We start from the raw sequence: 19672 nt of genomic DNA, 5'->3' as shown, positions 1-19672 counted from the left end.
TCCAGATTCCGAACCAATATGCAGAAATGCAAAGAACGCGCCCGGATCAGGACGCGTTCTTTGCATATTGGCAGTCTTGTCGTATTCAGGCGGCTTCGGCCTGCTGTGCCGCGGCGTTGCGACGCTCGCTTTCCTCGCGCGAGAGCGCGACGGACGTGCGCACACCCTTACCCACGAATTCCATCAGCCCGGCGACAACCCGTTCGTTCGGATCGATCCCGGCGCAGCTGAGAACCTCGCGGCCATCCCGCGAGCGCGCCCAACGGGCGATCTGTTCGGGCCCGTTGCCGTATTTCTTGTCATCGGCAATTGCGTCATCCAATGCAGCAAGAACCACCGCCGCAAACAACTTGCGTGCGCGATTGCCTTGCTCTGCGTTGAAGGCGGTACCGTCAACGAAATCCTTCATGACTCGTCCTGTGATTATTGCTCTTGTCTTTCCGGCGTGAGGCTCGTTATGGCGTAATTCCTTCGATTCGGATACACCATGTCAGCATACCATCCATGCGCGCTGCGCATGGCTTGGGGCGATATTGCCACGAGATATGGTCGTCTGGACAGGCACTCATCACCCAGATATAGGGTCGGCCAAATCCCCATCAACCTTTTGTCAAAGATTTGCCATGCCCAAGATCAACGGAAACGAAATTCGCCCCGGAAACGTCCTTGAACACAATGGCGGTTTGTGGGTTGCGGTGAAAGCCGACCATGTAAAGCCCGGTAAAGGCGGCGCCTTTGCTCAGGTCGAAATGAAAAACCTGCGCAACGGCTCCAAGCTGAACGAGCGCTTCCGCTCCGCCGACAAGGTCGAGCGGGTGCGGCTCGAACAGAAGGACATGCAGTTCCTTTACGAAAGTGACGGGATGCTGGTGTTCATGGATACCGAAACCTACGATCAGGTCGAATTGCCCGCCGACATCCTCGGCGACCGCCGCCCGTTCCTGCAGGACGGCATGACCATCGTGGTGGAGTTCCATGAGTCCGAGGCGCTGAACGCCACACTGCCACAGAAAGTGACCTGTCAGGTGACGGAGACCGAACCGGTCGTCAAAGGCCAGACAGCGGCCAACAGCTTCAAGCCGGCGATCCTCGATAACGGGGTCAAGGTGATGGTGCCGCCCTTTGTGGGGCAGGACGAGATGATCGTGGTGAACACCGAAACGATGGAATACGCAGAGCGCGCCTAACCTTTCGAAATCAGCATGACGGCCGCGTCGCCCGCCGTTATGCCGCCCTCCGCACGATCGAAGCGCAGATAGGCCAGACCCTTATCGCCTGCCTGCGTGTAAAGCGTACCGGCAGGTTTTTCGCCCGACAGTATCTCGGTGCCGACTGGCACCTGCTGCGAGACAGAGACCTGTGCAAGCCCCTTGCGCAGTTCGGTCTTGTGCTTCATGCGCGCCACGATTTCCTGTCCGACGAAACATCCCTTGCGAAAATCCACACCGTTCAAACGCTCGAACCCCATTTCGAGAATGAAGCTGTCAGGCGTCAGTTCAATCCCGCTTTCCGGCACGATGGCATCGACGCGAACGGCGTCCCAGTCGACATCCTTATCGCCGGGCTGGCCTTCATATCCGCGCCAGCCCAGAGCCGCATCACGCGGGTCGGCAAACGCACCTCCGGGCGGTGTGCCAAGCCCGCGCGTGACCGCGATATCGGTGTCCTCTATTTCGACAGCGGAGCGGAGCTTGTACATTGAAAGCGCCTGTTTCAGTCCGGCCGCGAGGGGCGTTGCCACATCGAGCAGAACGCCGTCACCGTCCGGCACGAGGAAGAAATCCGCACGATACTTGCCTTGCGGCGTCAGAAGCGCGGCATAGACAAGCCCTGCGTCCAGCCTGGAAACGTCGTTCGTAACGATGCCCTGCAGGAATTCGCGTGTGTCATTGCCGCTTAAGCGAAAGATCGTGCGGTCGGTCATGTATTGCTTGCCCCTCGAACCAGCCCTTGGAAGACAGGTAAGCCCTCCGCGGCGGCCTGCAAGGGTCAATCCTCGGGCCGGTCCCGATCGAGCGGCTCCAGAGCACCGCGACGCGGGGTTCCGTCTGCCATAGGAGGCAGGGTGATCGACAAACACCGATCGGCATCGACGAGAACCCAGGCATTGCCTTGGTAGTCGACGGTCGCGCTACCGGCCTTGTTGCGCTCGGGATCGCTCAACCCGTCATTCTCGCCGGCGAGGACGACACCATAGCATTTTTCCTTCGCCTGGGCATACGCAGGCTGCGGTGCGGCGCCGAGGAGCGACAGCGCGGCGGCCGAGATCAGAAAACGCGAAATCACCTTGGTTGCATCCTTTGCACAATGATATCCGTCGCGCAGCAGTATCGCGCCAAACCGTTTGCGCTGCAAATCCCCCGAATGGGCGGGGGCCGCACCCCACCGGCGCGACCCGAATTCATCAACGCAGGTCGGGCGGCGTTGCGTCGATGCCGAGGCTTTGGACCACCTCATCGAGCGCCTTCACCCCGGTGCGCTTGTCGCCCAATCGGCGCACCGTCACCGTCCGGTCCTCGACCTCGCGATGGCCGATGGCCAGGATCACCGGCACCTTGGCGACGCTGTGTTCGCGCACCTTGTAATTGATCTTCTCGTTACGCGTATCGGCCTCGGCCCGAACGCCCTGCGCCTGCAGTGCGGCGACGACCTCGTGAACGTAATCGTCCGCCTCGGAGACGATGGACGCCACCACAACCTGACGCGGCGCGAGCCAAAAGGGCAGTTTGCCTTCCCAATTCTCAATCAGGATGCCGATGAACCGCTCGAAAGAGCCGAGACAGGCGCGGTGCAGCATATAGGGCCGGTGACGATCCCCATCCTGCCCTATATAGCTCGCGCCGAGCCGTTCGGGCAGGTTCGGATCGACCTGGAAGGTGCCGCATTGCCAGACGCGGCCGATGGCATCGGTGAGGTAGAAATCGAGCTTCGGGCCGTAGAACGCGCCATCGCCCGGCTCCAGCACATAGTCGCGCCCGACCGCCTTGATCGCGTTTTCCAGCGCGCCTTCGACGTGATCCCAGCTTTCGTCAGAGCCAACCCGCTTTTCCGGGCGGGTGGCAAACCGGATCTCGAAATCGTCGAAGCCGAGTTCCTTGTAGACATTGGCCAGAAAGTCGATGAAGCGGGCGCATTCCTCCTGAATCTGGTCCTCGGTGCAGAAGATATGCGCATCGTCCTGCGTGAAGCCGCGCACGCGCATGATGCCGTGCAGCGCGCCCGACGGCTCGAACCGGGCGCAGGAGCCGAATTCGGCCAGCCGCAGCGGCAGGTCTCGATAGGATTTCAGACCCTGGTTGAACACCTGCACATGGCAGGGGCAGTTCATCGGCTTGAGCGCATTGATGCGGGTGTGATCGCTGTTCTTCGCGCTGGCATCATCGGTCTCGCCGTCGCGGCTCTCGTCCACCTCGACGATGAACATGTGGTGCTGGTATTTCTCCCAGTGCCCCGACGCCTCCCACAGTTTGCGGTCCACCACCTGTGGCGTGTTGATCTCGCGGTAGCCACCGGCGCGTTGCTTGCGGCGCATGTAGTCCTGAAGCGCGGTGTAGATGGTCCAGCCGTTCGGATGCCAGAACACCTGACCGGGGGCTTCCTCCTGCATGTGGAACAGGTCCATCTCGCGGCCAAGACGGCGGTGGTCGCGCTTTTCGGCTTCTTCGAGGAAGGTCAGGTATTTTTTCAGATCGTCGCGGTTCTTGAACGCCACGCCATAGATCCGCTGGAGCATCGGGCGCGAATTGTCGCCAAGGAAATAGGCGGCGGAGACGTTCATCAGCTTGAACGCATCGGCGGGCACCTGCCCGGTATGCGCCAGATGCGGGCCGCGGCAGAGATCCATCCAGTCGCCATGCCAATACATGCGGATGTCCTCACCCTCGGGAATCCGGTCCAGAAGCTCGATCTTGTAGGGCTCGTTCGTGTCGGTGTAGTGCTGGCGGGCCTTGTCGCGGGACCAGACTTCGGTGCGCACGGCATCGCGGGTGTTGATGATCTCTTTCATCCGCTTCTCGATCGCGCCCAGATTCTCGGGGGTGAAGGGCTCCTCGCGGTCGAAATCGTAAAACCAGCCATTATCACGCACCGGGCCGATGGTGACTTTCACGTCGGGCCAAAGCTCCTGCACCGCGCGGGCCATGATATGCGCAAGATCGTGACGGATCAGTTCCAGCGCCGGTTCGTCATCGGCCATCGTGTTGATGGCGATTTTCGCGTCTTCGTTGATCGGCCATTGCAGATCGTAATGCGCGCCGTTCACATTGGCCGATATGGCCTTTTTCGACAGCGATTTGGAGATGCTCTCGGCGACGGCGGCAGGGGTCACGCCCTTGTCGTAATCGCGCGCAGAGCCGTCAGGGAATGTCAGGGAAATCTGGCTCATGGCCGATACTCCTCGTCGGTTTGGCGCCCACGGAACGCCCGGTTGCGGGTTATGTGTGTGGGCGCCTTTTCCTCCCGGGGGCGCGGCGTGTCAAGAGCTTGCCCGCCCTTGGGCGCGCGGCGCATAACGGCTATAGCGCGGGGCAGGAAGGAGATGAGACATGAGTGGAATCGACCATCTGGACGGGCCCGGCGGCCGCAGGCTCGCCTATGTCAAAACCGAAGGGCAGGGGCCGTGCGTGGTGTTCCTGTCGGGATTCAAATCCGACATGGAGGGCACCAAGGCCATACATCTGGAGGCATGGGCAAAACGGCAGGGCCGCGCCTTCCTTCGGTTCGACTATTCCGGGCATGGCGCGTCAGGCGGCGCCTTCGAGGAAGGGTGCATCGGCGACTGGGCGGCGGATGCCGAAGCGGTGATCGCGGCAGCGACAAGCGGGCCGGTGATCCTCGTCGGCTCTTCGATGGGTGGCTGGATCGCCAGCCTGCTGAGCAAGCGGCTTGACCGGATCGCCGGCTTTGTCGGTATCGCCGCCGCGCCGGATTTTACCGAGGACGGGTTCTGGGCGCATTTCTCGGACGCGCAACGCGGGCGGATCATGAATGAAGGGCAACTTGCGCTGCCATCGGATTATGACGAGCCCTACATCATCACGCGGCGGCTGATCGAGGATGGCCGGGACCGGCTTGTCCTGCGCTCGCCTTTGCCGATGCCGTTTCCGGTCCGGCTGCTTCAAGGCACCGAGGATGGCTCCGTCACCCGCGAGACCGCGTTGCGCTTGCTCGACCATATCGATGGATCGGACGTGCGGCTGACATTCGTGAAGGGTGCGGATCACCGGTTTTCCGATGATGCCTGCCTCGATCTTATCGAAGCCTCCATCAGGGATATTTCAGGCTAGGGCGTGTTTTTGCAAACGTGTGCAAGTTTCCCTTGAGAGCACCGGGCGGCCCGCTATGCTGAAGCGGGCTACAACAGGGAGAGCGAGATGGCCGAGTATCTCAAGCGGGGAAAGCCGGAGGCCGAGCGGGCCGAGGACGACGCGAAGACCCGCGAGGTCGTCGAGGCGACCCTCGCCGATATAGAGACGCGCGGCGATGCCGCCGTGCGCGATCTGGCCGCGAAGTTCGACGATTACACGCCGGAGAGTTTCCGCCTGAGCCAGCAGGATATCGACGCGCTGATGGCCGAGCTGACGCCGCGCGAGTTGGACGATATCAGGTTCGCACAGGAACAGGTGCGCAATTTCGCACAGGCGCAGCGCGATTCCATGCTGGATATCGAGGTCGAGACGCTGCCGGGCGTCATTCTGGGCCACAGGAACATCCCGGTGCAATCGGTCGGCTGCTATGTGCCCGGCGGCAAGTTCCCGATGGTTGCATCGGCGCATATGTCCGTTGCCACGGCCAGCGTTGCCGGCGTGCCGCGCATCGTCGCCTGCACGCCGCCCTGGCAGGGCAAGCCCAACCCCGCCGTGATTGCGGCAATGCATCTGGGCGGCGCGCATGAGATTTATGTGCTGGGGGGCATCCAGGCGGTCGGTGCGATGGCGCTCGGCACCGAGAGCATCGAGCCTATACATATGCTGGTCGGGCCGGGTAACGCCTTTGTCGCCGAGGCAAAGCGACAGCTTTATGGCCGCGTCGGGATCGATCTGTTCGCCGGCCCGACGGAGACAATGGTGATCGCCGACGAAACAGTCGACGCGGAGCTTTGCGCAACCGATCTTCTGGGGCAGGCCGAGCATGGCTACAATTCTCCGGCTGTTCTGGTGACAAATTCGCGCCGGCTGGCCGAGGCAACGATGGCGGAAGTCGACAGGATTTTGAAAATCCTGCCCACCGCCGAGACGGCATCGGTGTCTTGGAAGGATTACGGCGAAGTGATCCTGTGCAAGGATCATGACGAGATGCTCGCGGTGGCGAATGACATCGCCTCCGAGCATGTGCAGGTGATGACGGATCGCGACGACTGGTATCTGGAGAACATGACCAGCTACGGCGCGCTGTTCCTCGGACCGCGCACCAATGTCAGCAATGGTGACAAGGTGATCGGCACCAACCACACGTTGCCGACCAAGAAGGCCGGGCGCTATACCGGCGGGCTCTGGGTGGGCAAGTTCCTGAAGACCCATTCCTACCAGAGGATCACCACCGACGAGGCCGCCGCGATGATCGGCGCCTATGGCTCGCGGCTTTGCATGCTAGAGGGTTTTGTCGGTCATGCGGAGCAATGCAATATCCGGGTGCGGCGCTATGGCGGGGTGAATGTGCCCTATGGTGAAGCTGCGCCGCACCGGGATGCCGCTGGGTAGCGGATGATCGCGGGGGCTTTGCCCCCGCACCCCCAGGATATTTTCAGCAAGAAGAAAGGGGACGCGACATGCGGGCGGCGGCGGAAACGCGGGCGGTCATGGCGCCCTGGTTCGAGGCGTTGAGCGATATGTCCAATGTGGCCGAATTACCGGAAGGAGTTTTCGCGCCAGATGCCATATTGCGATTGGGGTATCCTTTCGAAGCGGCGCGCGGGATCGGGGCGTTTTGGCTGGCGGCCTATGATCCGTTGAAGGCCGCGCTGTCCGGCCTGGAGCGGCAGGAAACCATTCGGATCGCCGGGCTTGACGGGGACGGGGCGCTATGGGTCGGATCGTGCGGGCAATATCTGGGGCATTGGTCGGCACACTGGCTCGGGATACCGCCATCGCATGGCACGGCTTCGATGCGGTTTCACGAGTTCTACAGGGTTGAAAACGGCGTTTGCGTCGAGATGCAGGCGCTTTGGGACATTCCCGAGATGATGATGCAGGCGGGCGTCTGGCCCATGGTGCCGCAGCTCGGCCGCTTTCATCACGCGCCGTCGCCGATGACGCAGGACGGGCTGGGCCCGCATGATGCGGGGATGTCTGAGGGCTCCTGCGCGCATGTGGTGGCCATGCTCGCGGCAATGGGACGGCATCCTTTGCAGGGCGGGCCGGAAGTGATGGAGATGGAGCGTTTCTGGCATCCGCGCTTCATGTGGTACGGTCCGGCAGGGATCGGCACGGCGCGCGGGGTCGAGGAGTTCCGCCGCTTTCATCAAATCCCGTTCCTCGCCGCCATGCCGGACCGCGGGCAGCACGCGACGCGCACGCGGCATCATTTCATTGCCGAAGGCGCCTATGTCGGTGTGACGGGGTGGCCCAATATGTGCCAGACGCTGAGCGGCGGCGGCTGGCTGGGACTGCCGGCGCTGGGCCATCTCGTCACTCTGCGTTCGCTCGACTTCTGGCGTATCGAGAATGGTCTGATCCGGGAAAACTGGGTGCTTGTTGACCTGCTCGATCTCTATGACCAGATCGGTATCGATGTCTTCGCCCGGATGAAGGAGCTCGCCTGGAGCCGTGGAAGGGCTTGAGGCGGGGTCGTCCGTCGGCTCCGGATGGGACTGGACAGGGGGATCTCTCGGGTCTAGCGTAGCTTTGCACAGGTATGCAAAACAGGAAAGGCGCGCCGCGTGACATTGCCGAATACACCGTCCTTCCGTCTCGATGGGAAGCGTGCGCTGGTGGCTGGAGCCTCGCGCGGGATCGGGCTCGGCTGCGCGGTCGCCCTGGCAGAGGCGGGGGCGGAAGTCATTCTTGCCGCCCGCGGACGCGAGGCGCTCGACAAGGCCACGGGTGACTTGGTGGCCGCCGGATGGACCGCATCGGGCGCGGTGCTGGATGTGACGGATCCCGACCGGGTGCGAGACCTGCTGGAAGAGATCGGGCCGCTAGATGTGCTGGTCAATTCCGCCGGGCTGGCGCGTCACGGGCCAGCTTTGGAGACCGAGCCCCGCGACTTCGACGCCGTTTGCGCCGTCAACATCCGGGCCGCGTATTTCCTCGCGCAATGCGCTGCGCGGCACATGCAGGAGCGTGGTGGCTCGATCATCCAGATCAGCAGCCAGATGGGTCATGTCGGCGGGCCGGACAGGGCCGTCTATTGCGCGACGAAACACGCGGTCGAGGGTATGACGAAAGCCATGGCCATCGAATGGGGGCCGCAGAATATCCGTGTGAACACGATTTGCCCGACCTTTATCCTGACCGATTTGACCCGCGCCACCTTCGACGATCCGCAAAAACGTGCCTGGATCGAAAGCAAGATCAAGCTGCCGCGTGTCGGCAAGGTCGAGGATATCATGGGCCCCTGCCTGTTCCTCGCCTCGGAGGCCAGCGCGATGGTGACCGGGACGTCGCTTCTGGTCGATGGCGGCTGGACAGCCGAATGAGCGCGCGCGTCACGGCCTTTGACGTCGCCGCGCGCGCCGGGGTCAGCCAATCGGCGGTCAGCCGGGTATTCTCCGGTGCCTCCGCCAGTGGCGAGACCGTGCGAAAGGTGCGCGAGGCGGCCGAGGCGCTGGGCTACCGACCCAATGTGCTTGCCCGATCGCTCATTACCGGGCGCAGCCGGATCGTGGGGATGGTCGTGGCCTATCTGGACAATCCGTTCTATCCCGACGCGTTGGAGCGGTTCAGCCGCGCTTTCCAAAGCGAGGGCTATCACACAATGCTGTTTACGCTCCCCGAAAGCGCGCCGGAGCGGGAATGTGACCGGATCGTTCAGCAGATGCTCGACCATCAGGTCGACGGGCTGGTGCTGGCCAGCGTCGGGCTCAGCGATGCGCTCGCGGCACGCTGCGCGGCGGCGGGCATTCCCGTCGTGCTGTTCAACCGTGGTCAGAGCGGCAGCGCGTTGGCGCAGGTCACGTCCGCCAATCGGGCCGGCGGGGCCAAGGTGGCGGAGTTCCTGATCGCAGCGGGGCATCGCAGGATCGGGCATATAAGCGGATGGCAAGGATCCTCGACGGGGCGCGACCGGACGCAAGGCTTCATCGAGGCTTTGCGCGCAGCAGGTTGGGAGTTGGCCGGGATCGAGGAAGGGCGCTACGATCACGGCGCGGCCATTCGGGCGGCGGATCGCCTGATTGAAAACGATGTCGATGCACTGTTCGTCGGTAACGATCATATGGCCTTCGCGGTGATGGATCATTTGCGCTTCACGCGCGGTCTGTCGGTGCCGGAAGATGTGTCGGTTATCGGCTATGACGACGTTCCGATGGCGGCTTGGGCGGGATATGAGTTGACCACCGTGCGCCAGCCCGTGGGGCGCATGGTAAGTGCCGCGGTAGCCGCGCTTTTGCGCCAGATGGAAGACATGTCCGCGCAAGCGGGAATCGAGGAAATCGATGGGCCGCTGATCCTGCGCGGCTCGGCGAGACGACCGGAAGGACTGACATGAAGGGATTTGACGACCGTTTCGCGGATTTCCCGGGGTATATCCTCGGCATAACCGAGGAGATCTGGGAAAATCGCGGTCTCGGGGCGCGGATGAAGGCCTATTACCATCCCGATGTGATCGTGCGGATGCCCGGCGGTATCTCTTTCGGAGAGCCGGCCTCTACCGCCGCCACCATGTCGACGCTGGTGGAGTTTCCCGATCGGGTGCTCCTGGGAGAGGATGTGATCTGGTCGGGGCGGCCCGAGGTGGGGATGCTGTCCTCGCATCGCATTCTGTCCACCGCGACCCATACGCGCAGCGGCATGTTCGGTCCAGCCACCGGGCGAAAGGTGACTTATCGCGCGATCGCCGATTGCTATGCGAAGGCCAACATGATCAGCGATGAATGGCTGATCCGTGACAATGCGGCGATCGTCCGGCAATTGGGCTTCGATATCGAGGATTGGGTGCGTGAGCGAATGGCTTCGCTTGATCCCGAAACGCAGCCGTTCCGGCCGGAAATCGACGTTCAGGGGCCATATACCGGGCAGGGCAATGACAACCAATGGGGCGCGGCCTTTGCCGACCTGTTGAACCGGATGATGCAGGCCGAGTTTTCCACCATTCCCGATCAATATGACCGCGCCATTCAGGCCGATTATCCCGGGGGGCGCACGGTGCATGGCTGGGCCGAGGTGGATGCGTTCTGGCTCGGTCTGCGCGCGTCCTTTCCTTCGGCGACGTTCGAAATTCATCATCAGATCGGCATGGAAGAGCCGAACATGCCGCCGCGCGCCGCGATCCGCTGGTCGCTGACCGGTCGGCATGATGGCTGGGGCTGCTTCGGTGCGCCCTCCGGTGCGCAGGTGCATGTCATGGGCATCAGTCATGCCGAGTTCGGCCCGCGCGGGTTGCGCCGCGAATGGACGCTTTACGATGAAACCGCGATCTTGATGCAAATTCTGGCCCAAAAGGGCTGAGCCGAAAAGGAAACGCCGAATGACACCGCAAGAGATGGAAACCCGCATCGTCCGCTACGGCGATCTGCAACCCTGCCGCACCGCCTTTATCGATGCGCATACGCCGGGCAGCAATCAGAAAGAGAATTTCACGATCATCGGCGGCGGCGTGTCCGAATCCGCCGATCAGCATGTGCACATTGCCGATACACCCGGTTTCAATATCGGTGCGGCCGGCCAGCCGCCCAAGTGCCGCAATTCGCTGCACAGTCACCGAACCGCCGAAGTGTTCTTTGTCCTCAAGGGGCGATGGCGGTTCTTCTGGGGCCGCTGGGGCGATGCGGGCGAGGTGGTTCTCGAAGAGGGAGACATCTTCAACATCCCGACCGGCATTTTCCGAGGGTTCGAGAATATCGGCACCGATTACGGAATGATCATGGCGATCCTCGGCGGCGATGACGCCGGCGGCGGCGTGATCTGGGCACCGCAGGTGATCGAGGACGCGCAGGATCACGGTCTGATCCTGGGCGAGAACGGCAAGCTTTACGATAGCAAGAAGGGCGAGGCGCTGCCCGAGGGCGTGGCCCCGATGCCGCTGCTGAGCGAGGAAGAGTTGACGGCATTTCCCGAACCGACCGCGCAAGACGTGGTGCCGCACTATGTCGCGCGCTACTGGGATCTGGTGGCGTTGGCGGGCAAGGCACCGGCGCAGGTGATCGGCCCCGAGGGCAAGCTCAGGGACCGGCCGGGCTTCGATGTCGATTTCATCACGCGAGAGTCGATCCCGGCCGAGCCTTACACCGTCCAGGGGCACGAAGTGCTGATGCCCCTGCGCGGCCATTGGCGCCTGACATGGGAGGGTGGCAGCACGGCGCTCAACCCGGGCGATACCGCCGCCATTCCGCCCGGCCTGCCGCATGGTCTTGCCCCGGCGATGACCGGCGAAGCCGCGATGTATCGCGTCAGATCGACGGATGATCCGGCCGGTCCCACTTGGAAGGGATAGGCTTGCTCGCATGGGGCGGCGTTCGGTGATAGGCTGACGGCAAGGAGGACAGTCCATGCTCACGATCACGAAACCGGAGCCCAACCGGCTCGATGTGGAGCTTGCGGGCAAGCTCGATGCCGAGGCGATGGCGAAAGGGCTCGATGAGTTGATCACGCTATCGCGGGACATCAACCGCGGCGTGATGCTCTATCGCGTCATCAGCGTCGAATTCCCCGATCTCGGCGCGTTGAGCGTGCAGATGACCCGCCTGCCCAAGCTTTTCGGTTTGCTCGGACGGTTCGACCGTTGCGCGGTGCTCAGCGATGCGGCTTGGGTGCGCACAGCCGCGGAGGTCGAAGGCGCGTTCTTCCCCGGGATCGAGATCAAGGCGTTTGCGCTAAATCAGGGCAGCGCCGCGGAGGCATGGCTTAAAACGGGTATGGCATAAGCGCCTCGATGCGTCGACGCATCGAGCCGTTTGCGTCAACGCAAACGGGCGCCCGTGTCGATGGTCTCACGCTCCGTAACGATCATGTCGAGCGGCTGATCGGTCGGCTCCAGTGGCAAGTCGTCCATTTCCTGCGCGCCATAGGCAAAGCCGATGGCGAGGACCGGACACGCCTTGCGCAGCATCTCCAGCGTCCGGTCGTAGAACCCACCGCCATAGCCGAGCCGCCCGCCTTCGCGGGAAAACGCCACCAGCGGCACGATCAGGATTTCCGGCTGCATCAGGAATTCCCGGCGCGGGACGCGCGCGCGGAAGGCACCTTCGACCATGTCGCTGTCCGGTTGCCAGCGAGAGAACACCAGCGGCTGATGCGGCGCGCGGATGACCGGCACCCCCACCGGCCCGTGCGCCGCCGCCTCGGCCATGGCGGGGAGGGGATCGATCTCGTTGCGCAGCGGCATGTAGCCTGCCAGCGGAACGCCGCGATAGCCGGCCAGAACGCTGCTCAGAACCCCTGCGGAACCGGGACCGGCAGCCTCATGCGCCGCCCTGCGCCGCGCCAGCGCCTCCCGGCGCAGTTCCGTCTTGCGCGCTGCCGGGCTCACAACAACACGATCACCGCGAGGCCGAGAAAGGCGAAGAACCCGACCACGTCCGTCACCGTGGTCACGAAGGCACCGGAGGCCAGCGCCGGATCGATCTTCAGCTTTTCCAGCAGGATCGGGATTGCCGTGCCTGCGAGGCCTGCAACAACAAGGTTGATCACCATCGCCGCGGCGATCACCCCGCCCAGCGCCGCCGATCCGAACCACGCATAGCCGACGCCGCCCATGATGACCGCGAAGGCCAGACCGTTTATCAGCCCGACCAGGATTTCGCGCCGGATCACCCGCCAGACATTCGACCCGGTCAAATCCTTGGTCGCCAGCGCGCGCACCGCGACAGTCAGCGATTGCGTTCCCGCGTTGCCGCCCATGGAGGCCACGATCGGCATCAGGACCGCGAGCGCCACGATGGTCGCGATGGCGCTTTCGAATTGCGAGATCACGAGGCTGGCGAGGATCGCCGTCACGAGGTTCACGAAAAGCCAGGGAAAGCGCCGCTTCGTCGTTTCGCGAACGCGGTCGGAGACCGAGCTTTCGCTGTCCACACCGGCGAGGCGCAGGATGTCCTCCTCGTTCTCCTCGTCGAGCACCGCCATCGCATCGTCGATGGTCACAACGCCGACAAGCCGGTCGTTCTCGTCCACGACCGGGGCGGAGATGAGGTGATACTGGTTGAACGCATAGGCCACGTCGGCCTCGTCCTGCAGCACGGGGATGATGTGAAACGTGTCCTCGACGATCGATTTCAGCAGCACCTCGCGCCGCGAGCCCATCAGTTTGCCAAGGGTGACGTTGCCAACCGGGCGCAAGCGCGGATCGACCAGCGTGATATGGTAGAACTGATCCGGCAATTCGTCGCTGTTGCGCAGAAAATCGATCGCCTCGCCGACGTTCCAATGTTCGGGCGCCATGACCACTTCGCGCTGCATCAGGCGGCCTGCGGAAAATTCCGGGTAAGTCAGCGATTTCTGCACTGCCACGCGGTCGCTGTCCTCAAGAACCTCGAGAATGGCGTCCTGCTGGGGCTGGTCCAGATCCTCGATCAGATCGACGACATCGTCGCTTTCCAGCTCGCGCACCGCATCGGCGAGCACCTCGGGCGCGAGCAGCCCGACCACTTCCTCGCGGATTGATTCGTCGAGCTCAGACAGGATGTCTCCGTCGAACTCCTTGTCGTAGAGCCTGATCAGACGCATCCGCTCCCAAGCGTCGATCTGTTCGAGAAGGTCAGCAATATCGGCCGGGTGGAGCGGCTCCATCAACTCGATGAGCAGCGCTCGATCTTCCAGATCCACCGCCTGCAATATCCGAGCGACCGCGCGGCGATCCAGCGAATAGGCGCCGTCGCTCTCTTCGGCCTCGGCGGCCTCGGTGGTCTGGTCTTCGCTCATCCGGGCGCCTCCGATCCTCTGCCGCCACCATTACGCAAATATGCGGTGAAACGACAAGGCGCAAAGATGTTTCCGAAGCACTGCTTTGCGCCGCCGCTATAAAAGAAAGGCCGCGCGGGACGATCCCAGCGCGGCCTTGTCTTCACTGTCCCCGAACGGGAAGGCTTACTTGATCTTGCCTTCCTTGTATTCGACATGCTTGCGCGCGACCGGGTCGTATTTGCGCACGGTCATCTTTTCGGTCATCGTCCGCGCGTTCTTCTTGGTCACATAGAAATGACCCGTTCCCGCAGACGAGTTCAGGCGGATCTTGATTGTGGTCGGCTTCGCCATGGGTCGTCTCCTGCACCGGGCAAGGACTGCCCGTAAATTCCATTCTTGAAGGCTGCCTTCTACAAGCGGAGACGTCCGAGTCAACCCTTCTGATGCGGCTTTCGCAGGGAATCGGGCAATAATCGCGCGCGGAGGGCCTGTAAGCCGGATTCTGTCCTTCTCGCGAAGGGACGACCATTCATCTGGGACCGCTGTTGCCAACGGCCTCGTGCTGCCAACCCGGAGATCCGGGCTGAAGCGGCCCTGCCGCAAGCGGCGCGATCTCCCTATTCGGCATTGCTCCCGGTGGGGCTTGCCATGCGAGGACTGTCACCAGCCCCCCGGTGGGCTCTTACCCCACCGTTTCACCTTTTCCCAGTCGCATCGGCTGCGCCGAGCCGGCTGGGTAGTCTCTTTTCTGTGGCGCTTTCCGTCGGGTTGCCCCGCCCGGGCGTTACCCGGCACCGTTGCTTCAGGGAGTCCGGACTTTCCTCCCGAGCCCGCTCCGGCATGACCGGGCAGGCAAGGGCGGCCGTCCGGCCCTCCGCGCTGCATCGACCTATGCTGCGCCGGGGCGGGCGTCAATCCCGAGGTAGCAGGCAGGTTCGGACCTTCCGATATCCGGGGTGCAGTGATATGGCGAGACGGCACGCGATCTCTGGAGGCTCGTTTATGGCACATGCGAACATCCCGGCAGCAATTTCCGCCCTGCGCGATTTTCTCGGGGAGCGCGTCTCGACCGGGGACTCCATTCTCGACCAGCACAGCCATGACGAGGCGCACACTGCGCCGGTGCGGCCCGATGCCGTTGTTTTTCCGAACAGCACCGAAGAGGTATCGCGCATTCTCGCGATCTGTTCGCAGAATGGCTGCCCGGTCATTCCCTACGGGATCGGTTCTTCGCTGGAAGGGCATGTGGTGCCGGTGCATGGCGGCATCACGGTCGATACGAGCGGAATGAACAAGGTGATCGAGATCCACGAAAGCGATCTCGATGCGGTGGTCGAGCCGGGCGTGACGCGCACGCAGCTCAATGACGCGCTGCGCGCTACCGGGTTGATGTTCACCGTCGATCCGGGTGCCGACGCCACGCTGGGCGGCATGGCGGCAACGCGGGCGTCGGGCACCAACACGGTGCGCTATGGCACGATGGCCGACAATGTGCTGGCGCTGGAGGTGGTTCTGCCGGACGGGCAGATCATAGAAACGGGCAGCCGCGCGCGCAAATCGTCAACGGGCTACGACCTGACGCGGCTTTTCGTGGGATCCGAAGGCACGCTTGGGATCATCACCAAGCTGACGGTCAAGCTGCATGGGCAGCCGGAGCATATCGCGGCGGCGACCTGCGCCTTTCCCGGCATCGCATCGGCGGTCGATACGGTGATCCTTGCGATCCAGATGGGCTTGCCGATGGCGCGGATCGAATTGCTGGACGAGGTGCAGATGCAGGGGATGAATGTCTACAACTGTGATCTGGGCCTGCCGGAGGTGCCGCATCTCTTCCTCGAATTTCACGGCACCGAGGCGGGCGTGGCCGAACAGGTCGCGGCCTTCGAAGAGATTGCGAAGGATTTGGGAGGTCAGGATTTTCAATGGGCCACGCGCACCGAGGATCGCAACCGGCTCTGGCAGGCGCGGCATAACGCCTATTATGCGGGCAAGGCGTTGCGCAAGGGCTGCGAAGGGGTAGTGACTGATTGCTGCGTGCCGATCTCGGCGCTGGCCGATTGTATCGGGCGCACCAAGGACCTGATCGCGCAATCGGGCATGATCGCGCCGCTGGTCGGGCATGTGGGGGACGGCAATTTTCACTTGCTGATCCTGATCGATCCGAACGACCCGGAGGACGCGGCGCGGGCGGCAGAACTGGCGGCGGCGGTGAACGATCTCGCGCTCAGCTTCGGCGGCACGGTCAGCGGAGAGCATGGCATCGGGCTGGGCAAGCGTAAGTACCTGCCGAAGGAGCACGGGCCGGCCTACGACCTTATGGCAACGCTGAAACGCGCCGTCGATCCGGGGAACATCATGAATCCGGGCAAGCTGGTCACGCTGGAGTGATCGGGTGCGTTGAGGCGTCCGGGGCTTTCCCTTGCCGGGAAGGCTAGCCTTTCACGGCGCCTGCCGTCAGGCCCGAAACGATCTGTCGCTGGAAGAACATGACGAGAAGGAAGAGCGGCGCGGTGGTCGAGACCACGGCGGCAACCGCGAACATCACGTTGCCCTTGGTCTGCGTCGTGCCGAGGAAAGACGCGATCTTCGGCACCATCGTCTGGTTCTGCTTGTCGAGGATCATCGCCGTGACAGCGAAATCGTTGTAAGCCAGCAGGAAACTGAAAAGCCCGGTGGTGATGACGCCCGGCCACATGACCGGAATGATGACGTGCCGGAACGCCTGAAATCGCGTGCAGCCATCGACCATCGCGCTTTCGTCCAGGTCCTGCGGGATGTTCTTGAAGAAGGAGTGTAGCATCCAGAGCGTGAAGGGCTGGTTGATCGCCACGAGAACGATGATCGCGGTCGGCAAATAGCCCCAGACATTCCATTCGAAAAACACCGGCAGATAGCCCGAGACCAGCGTGATCGGCGGCATGGCGCGAAAGATCAGCGCGATCAGCAGGAACCAGAACGCATAGCGATAGGTCGAACGCGCCAGGGCGTAGCCGCCGAGCGTGCCGAAGGTCAGCGATATGGTGACGACGAAGATGCAAACCAGCGTCGAATTCCACGCCGCGCGCCAGAATTCTTCCTCGATCCACGCGCCGTAATAGCCCTGGCCGGTAAAGCTGCCTCCGGTTTCGATCTCTGTCATGCGGCCGGTCAGCACGTTGGACCAGTTGGCGAGCGAGAAAAAATCGCCCTCGACCTTGAACGATCCCCAGAGCGTCCAGAGGAAGGGAAAGGCCGCGGCCAGCATCCAGACGATCAGCACCGCGATCAGAAGGATGTTCAGCACGGCTGGGCGTTTCTGGGCTTTGCTCGACATCTCGCGCTCTCCTCAGGCCTTGCCGTATTCGCGCCAGGTGCGCACCAGGACCGGCGAGAGCAGGATCGCCACGCCGAGGATCGTCAGCACCGAGGTCGCCGCGGCAGAGGTCAATTGCTGCGTTTCGCCGCCCAGATCGTTGTAGATCGCCCAACTGAGCGAGGTCGCATGGGCGCTTGCATTGAAGCTGACGATGGGTTCGAACACGCGGAAATTGTCCATCAGCTGCATGAGCGCGATGAAGGTGGTCAGCGGCAGCAGATGCGGGATGACGACGTGCCGGATCTGTTGCCAGCGCGACGCGCCGTCGATCCGCGCGGCCTCCAGCGTGTCCTTGTTCACGGTCTGCAACCCGGCGTAATAGACGATGAAGGCGAAGGGCGCGGCGTGCCAGACGCCGTAGACCATCAGCATGATCCACATGAGCCCCGTATCGGCCTTGACCGACAGCGTCGGATCGCCTGCTATCCATTGCAGCACCGATCCGATGATGCCGCGCGCGTCGATCATCCAGAAGAGGATCAGCGCGCCGATCAGCGGCGTCACCATCATCGGCAGGAGCGAGAAGAAGATCAGCGGCCCGCGAATGGCCTGCGCCGCGCTGTTGACGGCAACGGCAATGATGAAACCGGCGATTATGGTCAGCGGCGTGACGACGAATGTGAAGGTCAGTGTAAAACCGATGGCCTTGTAGAAGGGCAGGTTCATCAGCCGGTCGATGAACTGGCCGATGCTGTCGCTCTGCGTCCAGATGCGGCTCACTTCGGTCGTGGCGAGGTGGTTGCGATCAGTGTAGATCTCCAAACCCGCGAACTGGCCCAGCGGCTGCTCGGCACGCAACGCGGCCGTCGCTTCCTGGTCGATGGCGGTCGCCGTGGTGCAGCCGAAGGGACCGCAATTCTCCACCTCGATGATGATTTGGTCGTGTTCGGTGAAAACCGATTGCATCAGCACCGACACGATCGGGAAAAAGATGAAAAGCACCATCGCGGTGGCCGACGGCAGCACGAACCAGAAAAAAGCGCCGTGTTTCATGAAATGACCCCGGATGGTTCCAGATGCGGAGGCGAAGGCGGAAGACCGCCTTCGCCGCGGGCGATATCAGTTGACGAAGCCCTTTTCGCGCGCTGCGGTCATATAGGCGGCCTCGATGTCCGAAAGAGCCTGCTCGGCGCTTTCCTTGCCCTGCATGAAATCGGCGATATTGTCGCCGAGCGCCGTGTGCAGAAGCCCGTGGTGCGGCAGCATCGGATAGGGTTGCGTTCCCATCTGAATCGCGGCGGCCACGCCTTCGCTGACAGGGGCGGATCGATATCCTTCGATCATCCAGACAGCCTGGTCCATGTTCTCCTCGTTCAGAAGCTGGGGGCTCGTTGCGTGAGCCATCGCCTTGAAGGTTGCCTCCGCATCCTGATCGCTGATGTTCTTCGCGACGGTCCAGCCGTCCCACCACAGGGTCGAGGCGGGCGTATCGCCGCCGGCAACGGTCAGCGGCGGACCGACGCGCGTGTTCTCGTAGACCTGCGGCTCGGAGCCTTCATCGTCCATCAGGATCTGCATCCGGCTGCCCCACATATGCATGAGAGCCACGTTCCCCGCCTCCCATTCGGCCTGTGTTCCGTTGCTGTCATGGGTCAGGTAATCGGGGTTCATGTATTCCGACAGCGCCTTCATCATCTCCAGCGTGGCGACGCCCTGTTCGTTGTTGATCGAGATCTGCGCCGTGCCGGGTTCGTAGAACTGACCGCCATGGCCGATATACATGTTGGTGAATTCCTGCGCGAGGTTCCATCCGGCGGCGTATGGCCCGCCAAGCGGGTTTTCCATGATCCCCTGCTCGCGGATCATCTTCGCGGCCTCCAGCATGTCTTCATAGGTCTTGGGCACATCGACACCGATCTGGTCGAGAATGTCCTGCCGATAGGCGAGTGTCTGCGCGTTCGCCATGAAGGCCACCGCCATCACCTCGCCATTGACGGTGATGAGCTGACTTTGCGGAATATCCTGCCCATGTGCCGCGATCAGATCGCCGAGCGGGCGGATGACGTCCTCGTTGATCAGCGCCACGATCGAGGAATTGGCGACGATGGCGGAGGTGTATTCCGCCGGATTGCCCTGCATCCCGGCGAGGTTGATCTTCTGGTGATCGGCGGTCAGGTTCGCTTTCGCCTCGTCCAGCCCATCGCAGGCGCGCGCAGCCGCAGCGACGGTCTGGATCGCCGGAAATTCATTGCCGATGATGCTGAGCCGGCCGCCCTCGATGCCGCAATCGGCGGCGAGGGTCGCGGTCGCGCTGGCTGAAACCAGAATCGATCCGGCCATCAGGATTGTCTTGAGGTGCATGTTCAGTCTCCCTGTCATT

General features: G+C 62.7%; 20 protein-coding genes and 1 other RNA gene. 10 read left to right on the top strand and 11 right to left on the bottom strand.

What is annotated here, in order from left to right; translation table 11 throughout:
- Positions 1 to 85 precede the first annotated feature (85 nt).
- On the bottom strand, positions 86 to 409 hold the full coding sequence (locus M3465_RS01045; protein ID WP_072776460.1) for a DUF6280 family protein: 324 nt from the start codon (positions 407 to 409) through the stop codon (positions 86 to 88).
- A 214-nt stretch (positions 410 to 623) separates the two neighbouring features.
- Here M3465_RS01045 and efp point away from each other — a divergent pair, with 214 nt between their 5' ends.
- Positions 624 to 1187, top strand: coding sequence for an elongation factor P (gene efp, locus M3465_RS01040; protein WP_249499845.1), 564 nt, complete (start codon positions 624 to 626; stop codon positions 1185 to 1187).
- Here the strand turns inward: efp and ygfZ are convergent.
- From ygfZ to thrS, 3 genes are all read right to left on the bottom strand, one after another.
- Positions 1184 to 1924 carry a CAF17-like 4Fe-4S cluster assembly/insertion protein YgfZ gene (gene ygfZ, locus M3465_RS01035; RefSeq protein WP_249499844.1) on the bottom strand — a complete coding sequence of 247 codons (741 nt, stop codon included), beginning with the start codon at positions 1922 to 1924 and terminating at the stop codon, positions 1184 to 1186. The two genes, efp and ygfZ, sit on opposite strands and share 4 nt — an antisense overlap.
- Positions 1925 to 1989: 65 nt before the next feature.
- Entirely contained in the window at positions 1990 to 2286 is a 297-nt protein-coding gene (gene bufA1, locus M3465_RS01030; protein ID WP_502846092.1) for a BufA1 family periplasmic bufferin-type metallophore, read from the bottom strand.
- A 118-nt stretch (positions 2287 to 2404) separates the two neighbouring features.
- Positions 2405 to 4384, bottom strand: coding sequence for a threonine--tRNA ligase (gene thrS, locus M3465_RS01025; RefSeq protein WP_249499843.1), 1980 nt, complete (start codon positions 4382 to 4384; stop codon positions 2405 to 2407).
- A gap of 160 nt (positions 4385 to 4544) precedes the next feature.
- Between thrS and M3465_RS01020 the strand changes: the two genes are divergently transcribed.
- From M3465_RS01020 to M3465_RS00985, 8 genes are all read left to right on the top strand, one after another.
- Entirely contained in the window at positions 4545 to 5285 is a 741-nt protein-coding gene (locus tag M3465_RS01020; protein WP_249499842.1) for an alpha/beta hydrolase, read from the top strand.
- An 87-nt stretch (positions 5286 to 5372) separates the two neighbouring features.
- A complete protein-coding gene (hisD, locus tag M3465_RS01015) occupies positions 5373 to 6698 on the top strand; it encodes a histidinol dehydrogenase (protein ID WP_249499841.1) in 1326 nt (441 codons plus the stop codon).
- Between the two features lie 68 nt (positions 6699 to 6766).
- Positions 6767 to 7777, top strand: a complete 1011-nt coding sequence (locus tag M3465_RS01010; protein ID WP_249499840.1) for an ester cyclase — start codon at positions 6767 to 6769, stop codon at positions 7775 to 7777.
- Positions 7778 to 7876: 99 nt separating this feature from the next.
- Positions 7877 to 8635, top strand: a complete 759-nt coding sequence (locus tag M3465_RS01005) for an SDR family NAD(P)-dependent oxidoreductase (RefSeq protein WP_249499839.1) — start codon at positions 7877 to 7879, stop codon at positions 8633 to 8635.
- On the top strand, positions 8632 to 9645 hold the full coding sequence (locus tag M3465_RS01000) for a LacI family DNA-binding transcriptional regulator (RefSeq protein WP_249499838.1): 1014 nt from the start codon (positions 8632 to 8634) through the stop codon (positions 9643 to 9645). Before M3465_RS01005 ends, M3465_RS01000 begins: the two co-directional genes overlap by 4 nt.
- Positions 9642 to 10604, top strand: coding sequence for a nuclear transport factor 2 family protein (locus M3465_RS00995; protein ID WP_249499837.1), 963 nt, complete (start codon positions 9642 to 9644; stop codon positions 10602 to 10604). The genes M3465_RS01000 and M3465_RS00995 overlap by 4 nt, the downstream gene beginning before the upstream one ends.
- 19 nt (positions 10605 to 10623) lie before the next feature.
- Positions 10624 to 11589, top strand: coding sequence for a cupin domain-containing protein (locus M3465_RS00990; RefSeq protein WP_249499836.1), 966 nt, complete (start codon positions 10624 to 10626; stop codon positions 11587 to 11589).
- Between the two features lie 55 nt (positions 11590 to 11644).
- A complete protein-coding gene (locus M3465_RS00985; protein ID WP_249499835.1) occupies positions 11645 to 12019 on the top strand; it encodes a SpoIIAA family protein in 375 nt (124 codons plus the stop codon).
- 35 nt (positions 12020 to 12054) lie between these two features.
- Here the strand turns inward: M3465_RS00985 and M3465_RS00980 are convergent, their stop codons facing one another.
- The 4 genes from M3465_RS00980 to rnpB all read right to left on the bottom strand — a co-directional run bounded on the left by M3465_RS00980 (position 12055) and on the right by rnpB (position 14875).
- Positions 12055 to 12624, bottom strand: coding sequence for a 5-formyltetrahydrofolate cyclo-ligase (locus M3465_RS00980; protein ID WP_249499834.1), 570 nt, complete (start codon positions 12622 to 12624; stop codon positions 12055 to 12057).
- Positions 12621 to 14015 carry a magnesium transporter gene (mgtE, locus tag M3465_RS00975; RefSeq protein ID WP_249499833.1) on the bottom strand — a complete coding sequence of 465 codons (1395 nt, stop codon included), beginning with the start codon at positions 14013 to 14015 and terminating at the stop codon, positions 12621 to 12623. The genes M3465_RS00980 and mgtE overlap by 4 nt, the downstream gene beginning before the upstream one ends.
- Before the next feature lie 165 nt (positions 14016 to 14180).
- Complete coding sequence (gene rpmG, locus M3465_RS00970) at positions 14181 to 14348, bottom strand: 50S ribosomal protein L33 (protein WP_008885060.1); 168 nt, start codon at positions 14346 to 14348, stop codon at positions 14181 to 14183.
- A gap of 124 nt (positions 14349 to 14472) precedes the next feature.
- An RNA gene (gene rnpB / locus M3465_RS00965) (RNase P RNA component class A) lies at positions 14473 to 14875 on the bottom strand.
- Between the two features lie 124 nt (positions 14876 to 14999).
- Here rnpB and M3465_RS00960 point away from each other — a divergent pair.
- On the top strand, positions 15000 to 16385 hold the full coding sequence (locus M3465_RS00960; protein ID WP_249499832.1) for an FAD-binding oxidoreductase: 1386 nt from the start codon (positions 15000 to 15002) through the stop codon (positions 16383 to 16385).
- A 43-nt stretch (positions 16386 to 16428) separates the two neighbouring features.
- On the opposite strand, the gene M3465_RS00955 is transcribed toward M3465_RS00960, so the two are convergent.
- The 3 genes from M3465_RS00955 to M3465_RS00945 form a co-directional block, all read right to left on the bottom strand.
- Positions 16429 to 17310 carry a carbohydrate ABC transporter permease gene (locus M3465_RS00955; RefSeq protein ID WP_249499831.1) on the bottom strand — a complete coding sequence of 294 codons (882 nt, stop codon included), beginning with the start codon at positions 17308 to 17310 and terminating at the stop codon, positions 16429 to 16431.
- 12 nt (positions 17311 to 17322) lie between these two features.
- Positions 17323 to 18345, bottom strand: a complete 1023-nt coding sequence (locus tag M3465_RS00950) for a carbohydrate ABC transporter permease (RefSeq protein ID WP_249499830.1) — start codon at positions 18343 to 18345, stop codon at positions 17323 to 17325.
- A gap of 66 nt (positions 18346 to 18411) precedes the next feature.
- Positions 18412 to 19653: an ABC transporter substrate-binding protein gene (locus M3465_RS00945; protein ID WP_249499829.1), complete on the bottom strand. Its 1242-nt coding sequence runs from the start codon at positions 19651 to 19653 to the stop codon at positions 18412 to 18414.
- Positions 19654 to 19672: the final 19 nt, after the last annotated feature.

Origin of the sequence: Marivita sp. GX14005, from assembly GCF_023370775.1 — a bacterium.
Lineage (GTDB): Bacteria > Pseudomonadota > Alphaproteobacteria > Rhodobacterales > Rhodobacteraceae > Marivita.
Note: the sequence above shows the minus strand (reverse complement) of the source record. Positions and strands in the feature narration are given on the sequence as shown.

What these genes read in the sequence shown, in the direction of transcription:
- M3465_RS00995 (WP_249499837.1), top strand. Translation starts at nt 9,642, where the DNA reads ATGAAGGGATTTGACGACCGTTTCGCGGATTTCCCGGGGTATATCCTC.
- M3465_RS00990 (WP_249499836.1), top strand. Translation starts at nt 10,624, where the DNA reads ATGACACCGCAAGAGATGGAAACCCGCATCGTCCGCTACGGCGATCTG.
- M3465_RS00960 (WP_249499832.1), top strand. Translation starts at nt 15,000, where the DNA reads ATGGCACATGCGAACATCCCGGCAGCAATTTCCGCCCTGCGCGATTTT.
- M3465_RS00950 (WP_249499830.1), bottom strand. Translation starts at nt 18,345, where the DNA reads ATGAAACACGGCGCTTTTTTCTGGTTCGTGCTGCCGTCGGCCACCGCG.
- M3465_RS00985 (WP_249499835.1), top strand. Translation starts at nt 11,645, where the DNA reads ATGCTCACGATCACGAAACCGGAGCCCAACCGGCTCGATGTGGAGCTT.
- thrS (WP_249499843.1), bottom strand. Translation starts at nt 4,384, where the DNA reads ATGAGCCAGATTTCCCTGACATTCCCTGACGGCTCTGCGCGCGATTAC.
- M3465_RS00945 (WP_249499829.1), bottom strand. Translation starts at nt 19,653, where the DNA reads ATGCACCTCAAGACAATCCTGATGGCCGGATCGATTCTGGTTTCAGCC.
- M3465_RS00955 (WP_249499831.1), bottom strand. Translation starts at nt 17,310, where the DNA reads ATGTCGAGCAAAGCCCAGAAACGCCCAGCCGTGCTGAACATCCTTCTG.
- efp (WP_249499845.1), top strand. Translation starts at nt 624, where the DNA reads ATGCCCAAGATCAACGGAAACGAAATTCGCCCCGGAAACGTCCTTGAA.
- mgtE (WP_249499833.1), bottom strand. Translation starts at nt 14,015, where the DNA reads ATGAGCGAAGACCAGACCACCGAGGCCGCCGAGGCCGAAGAGAGCGAC.
- ygfZ (WP_249499844.1), bottom strand. Translation starts at nt 1,924, where the DNA reads ATGACCGACCGCACGATCTTTCGCTTAAGCGGCAATGACACACGCGAA.
- M3465_RS01000 (WP_249499838.1), top strand. Translation starts at nt 8,632, where the DNA reads ATGAGCGCGCGCGTCACGGCCTTTGACGTCGCCGCGCGCGCCGGGGTC.
- hisD (WP_249499841.1), top strand. Translation starts at nt 5,373, where the DNA reads ATGGCCGAGTATCTCAAGCGGGGAAAGCCGGAGGCCGAGCGGGCCGAG.
- rpmG (WP_008885060.1), bottom strand. Translation starts at nt 14,348, where the DNA reads ATGGCGAAGCCGACCACAATCAAGATCCGCCTGAACTCGTCTGCGGGA.
- M3465_RS01045 (WP_072776460.1), bottom strand. Translation starts at nt 409, where the DNA reads ATGAAGGATTTCGTTGACGGTACCGCCTTCAACGCAGAGCAAGGCAAT.
- M3465_RS01010 (WP_249499840.1), top strand. Translation starts at nt 6,767, where the DNA reads ATGCGGGCGGCGGCGGAAACGCGGGCGGTCATGGCGCCCTGGTTCGAG.
- M3465_RS01020 (WP_249499842.1), top strand. Translation starts at nt 4,545, where the DNA reads ATGAGTGGAATCGACCATCTGGACGGGCCCGGCGGCCGCAGGCTCGCC.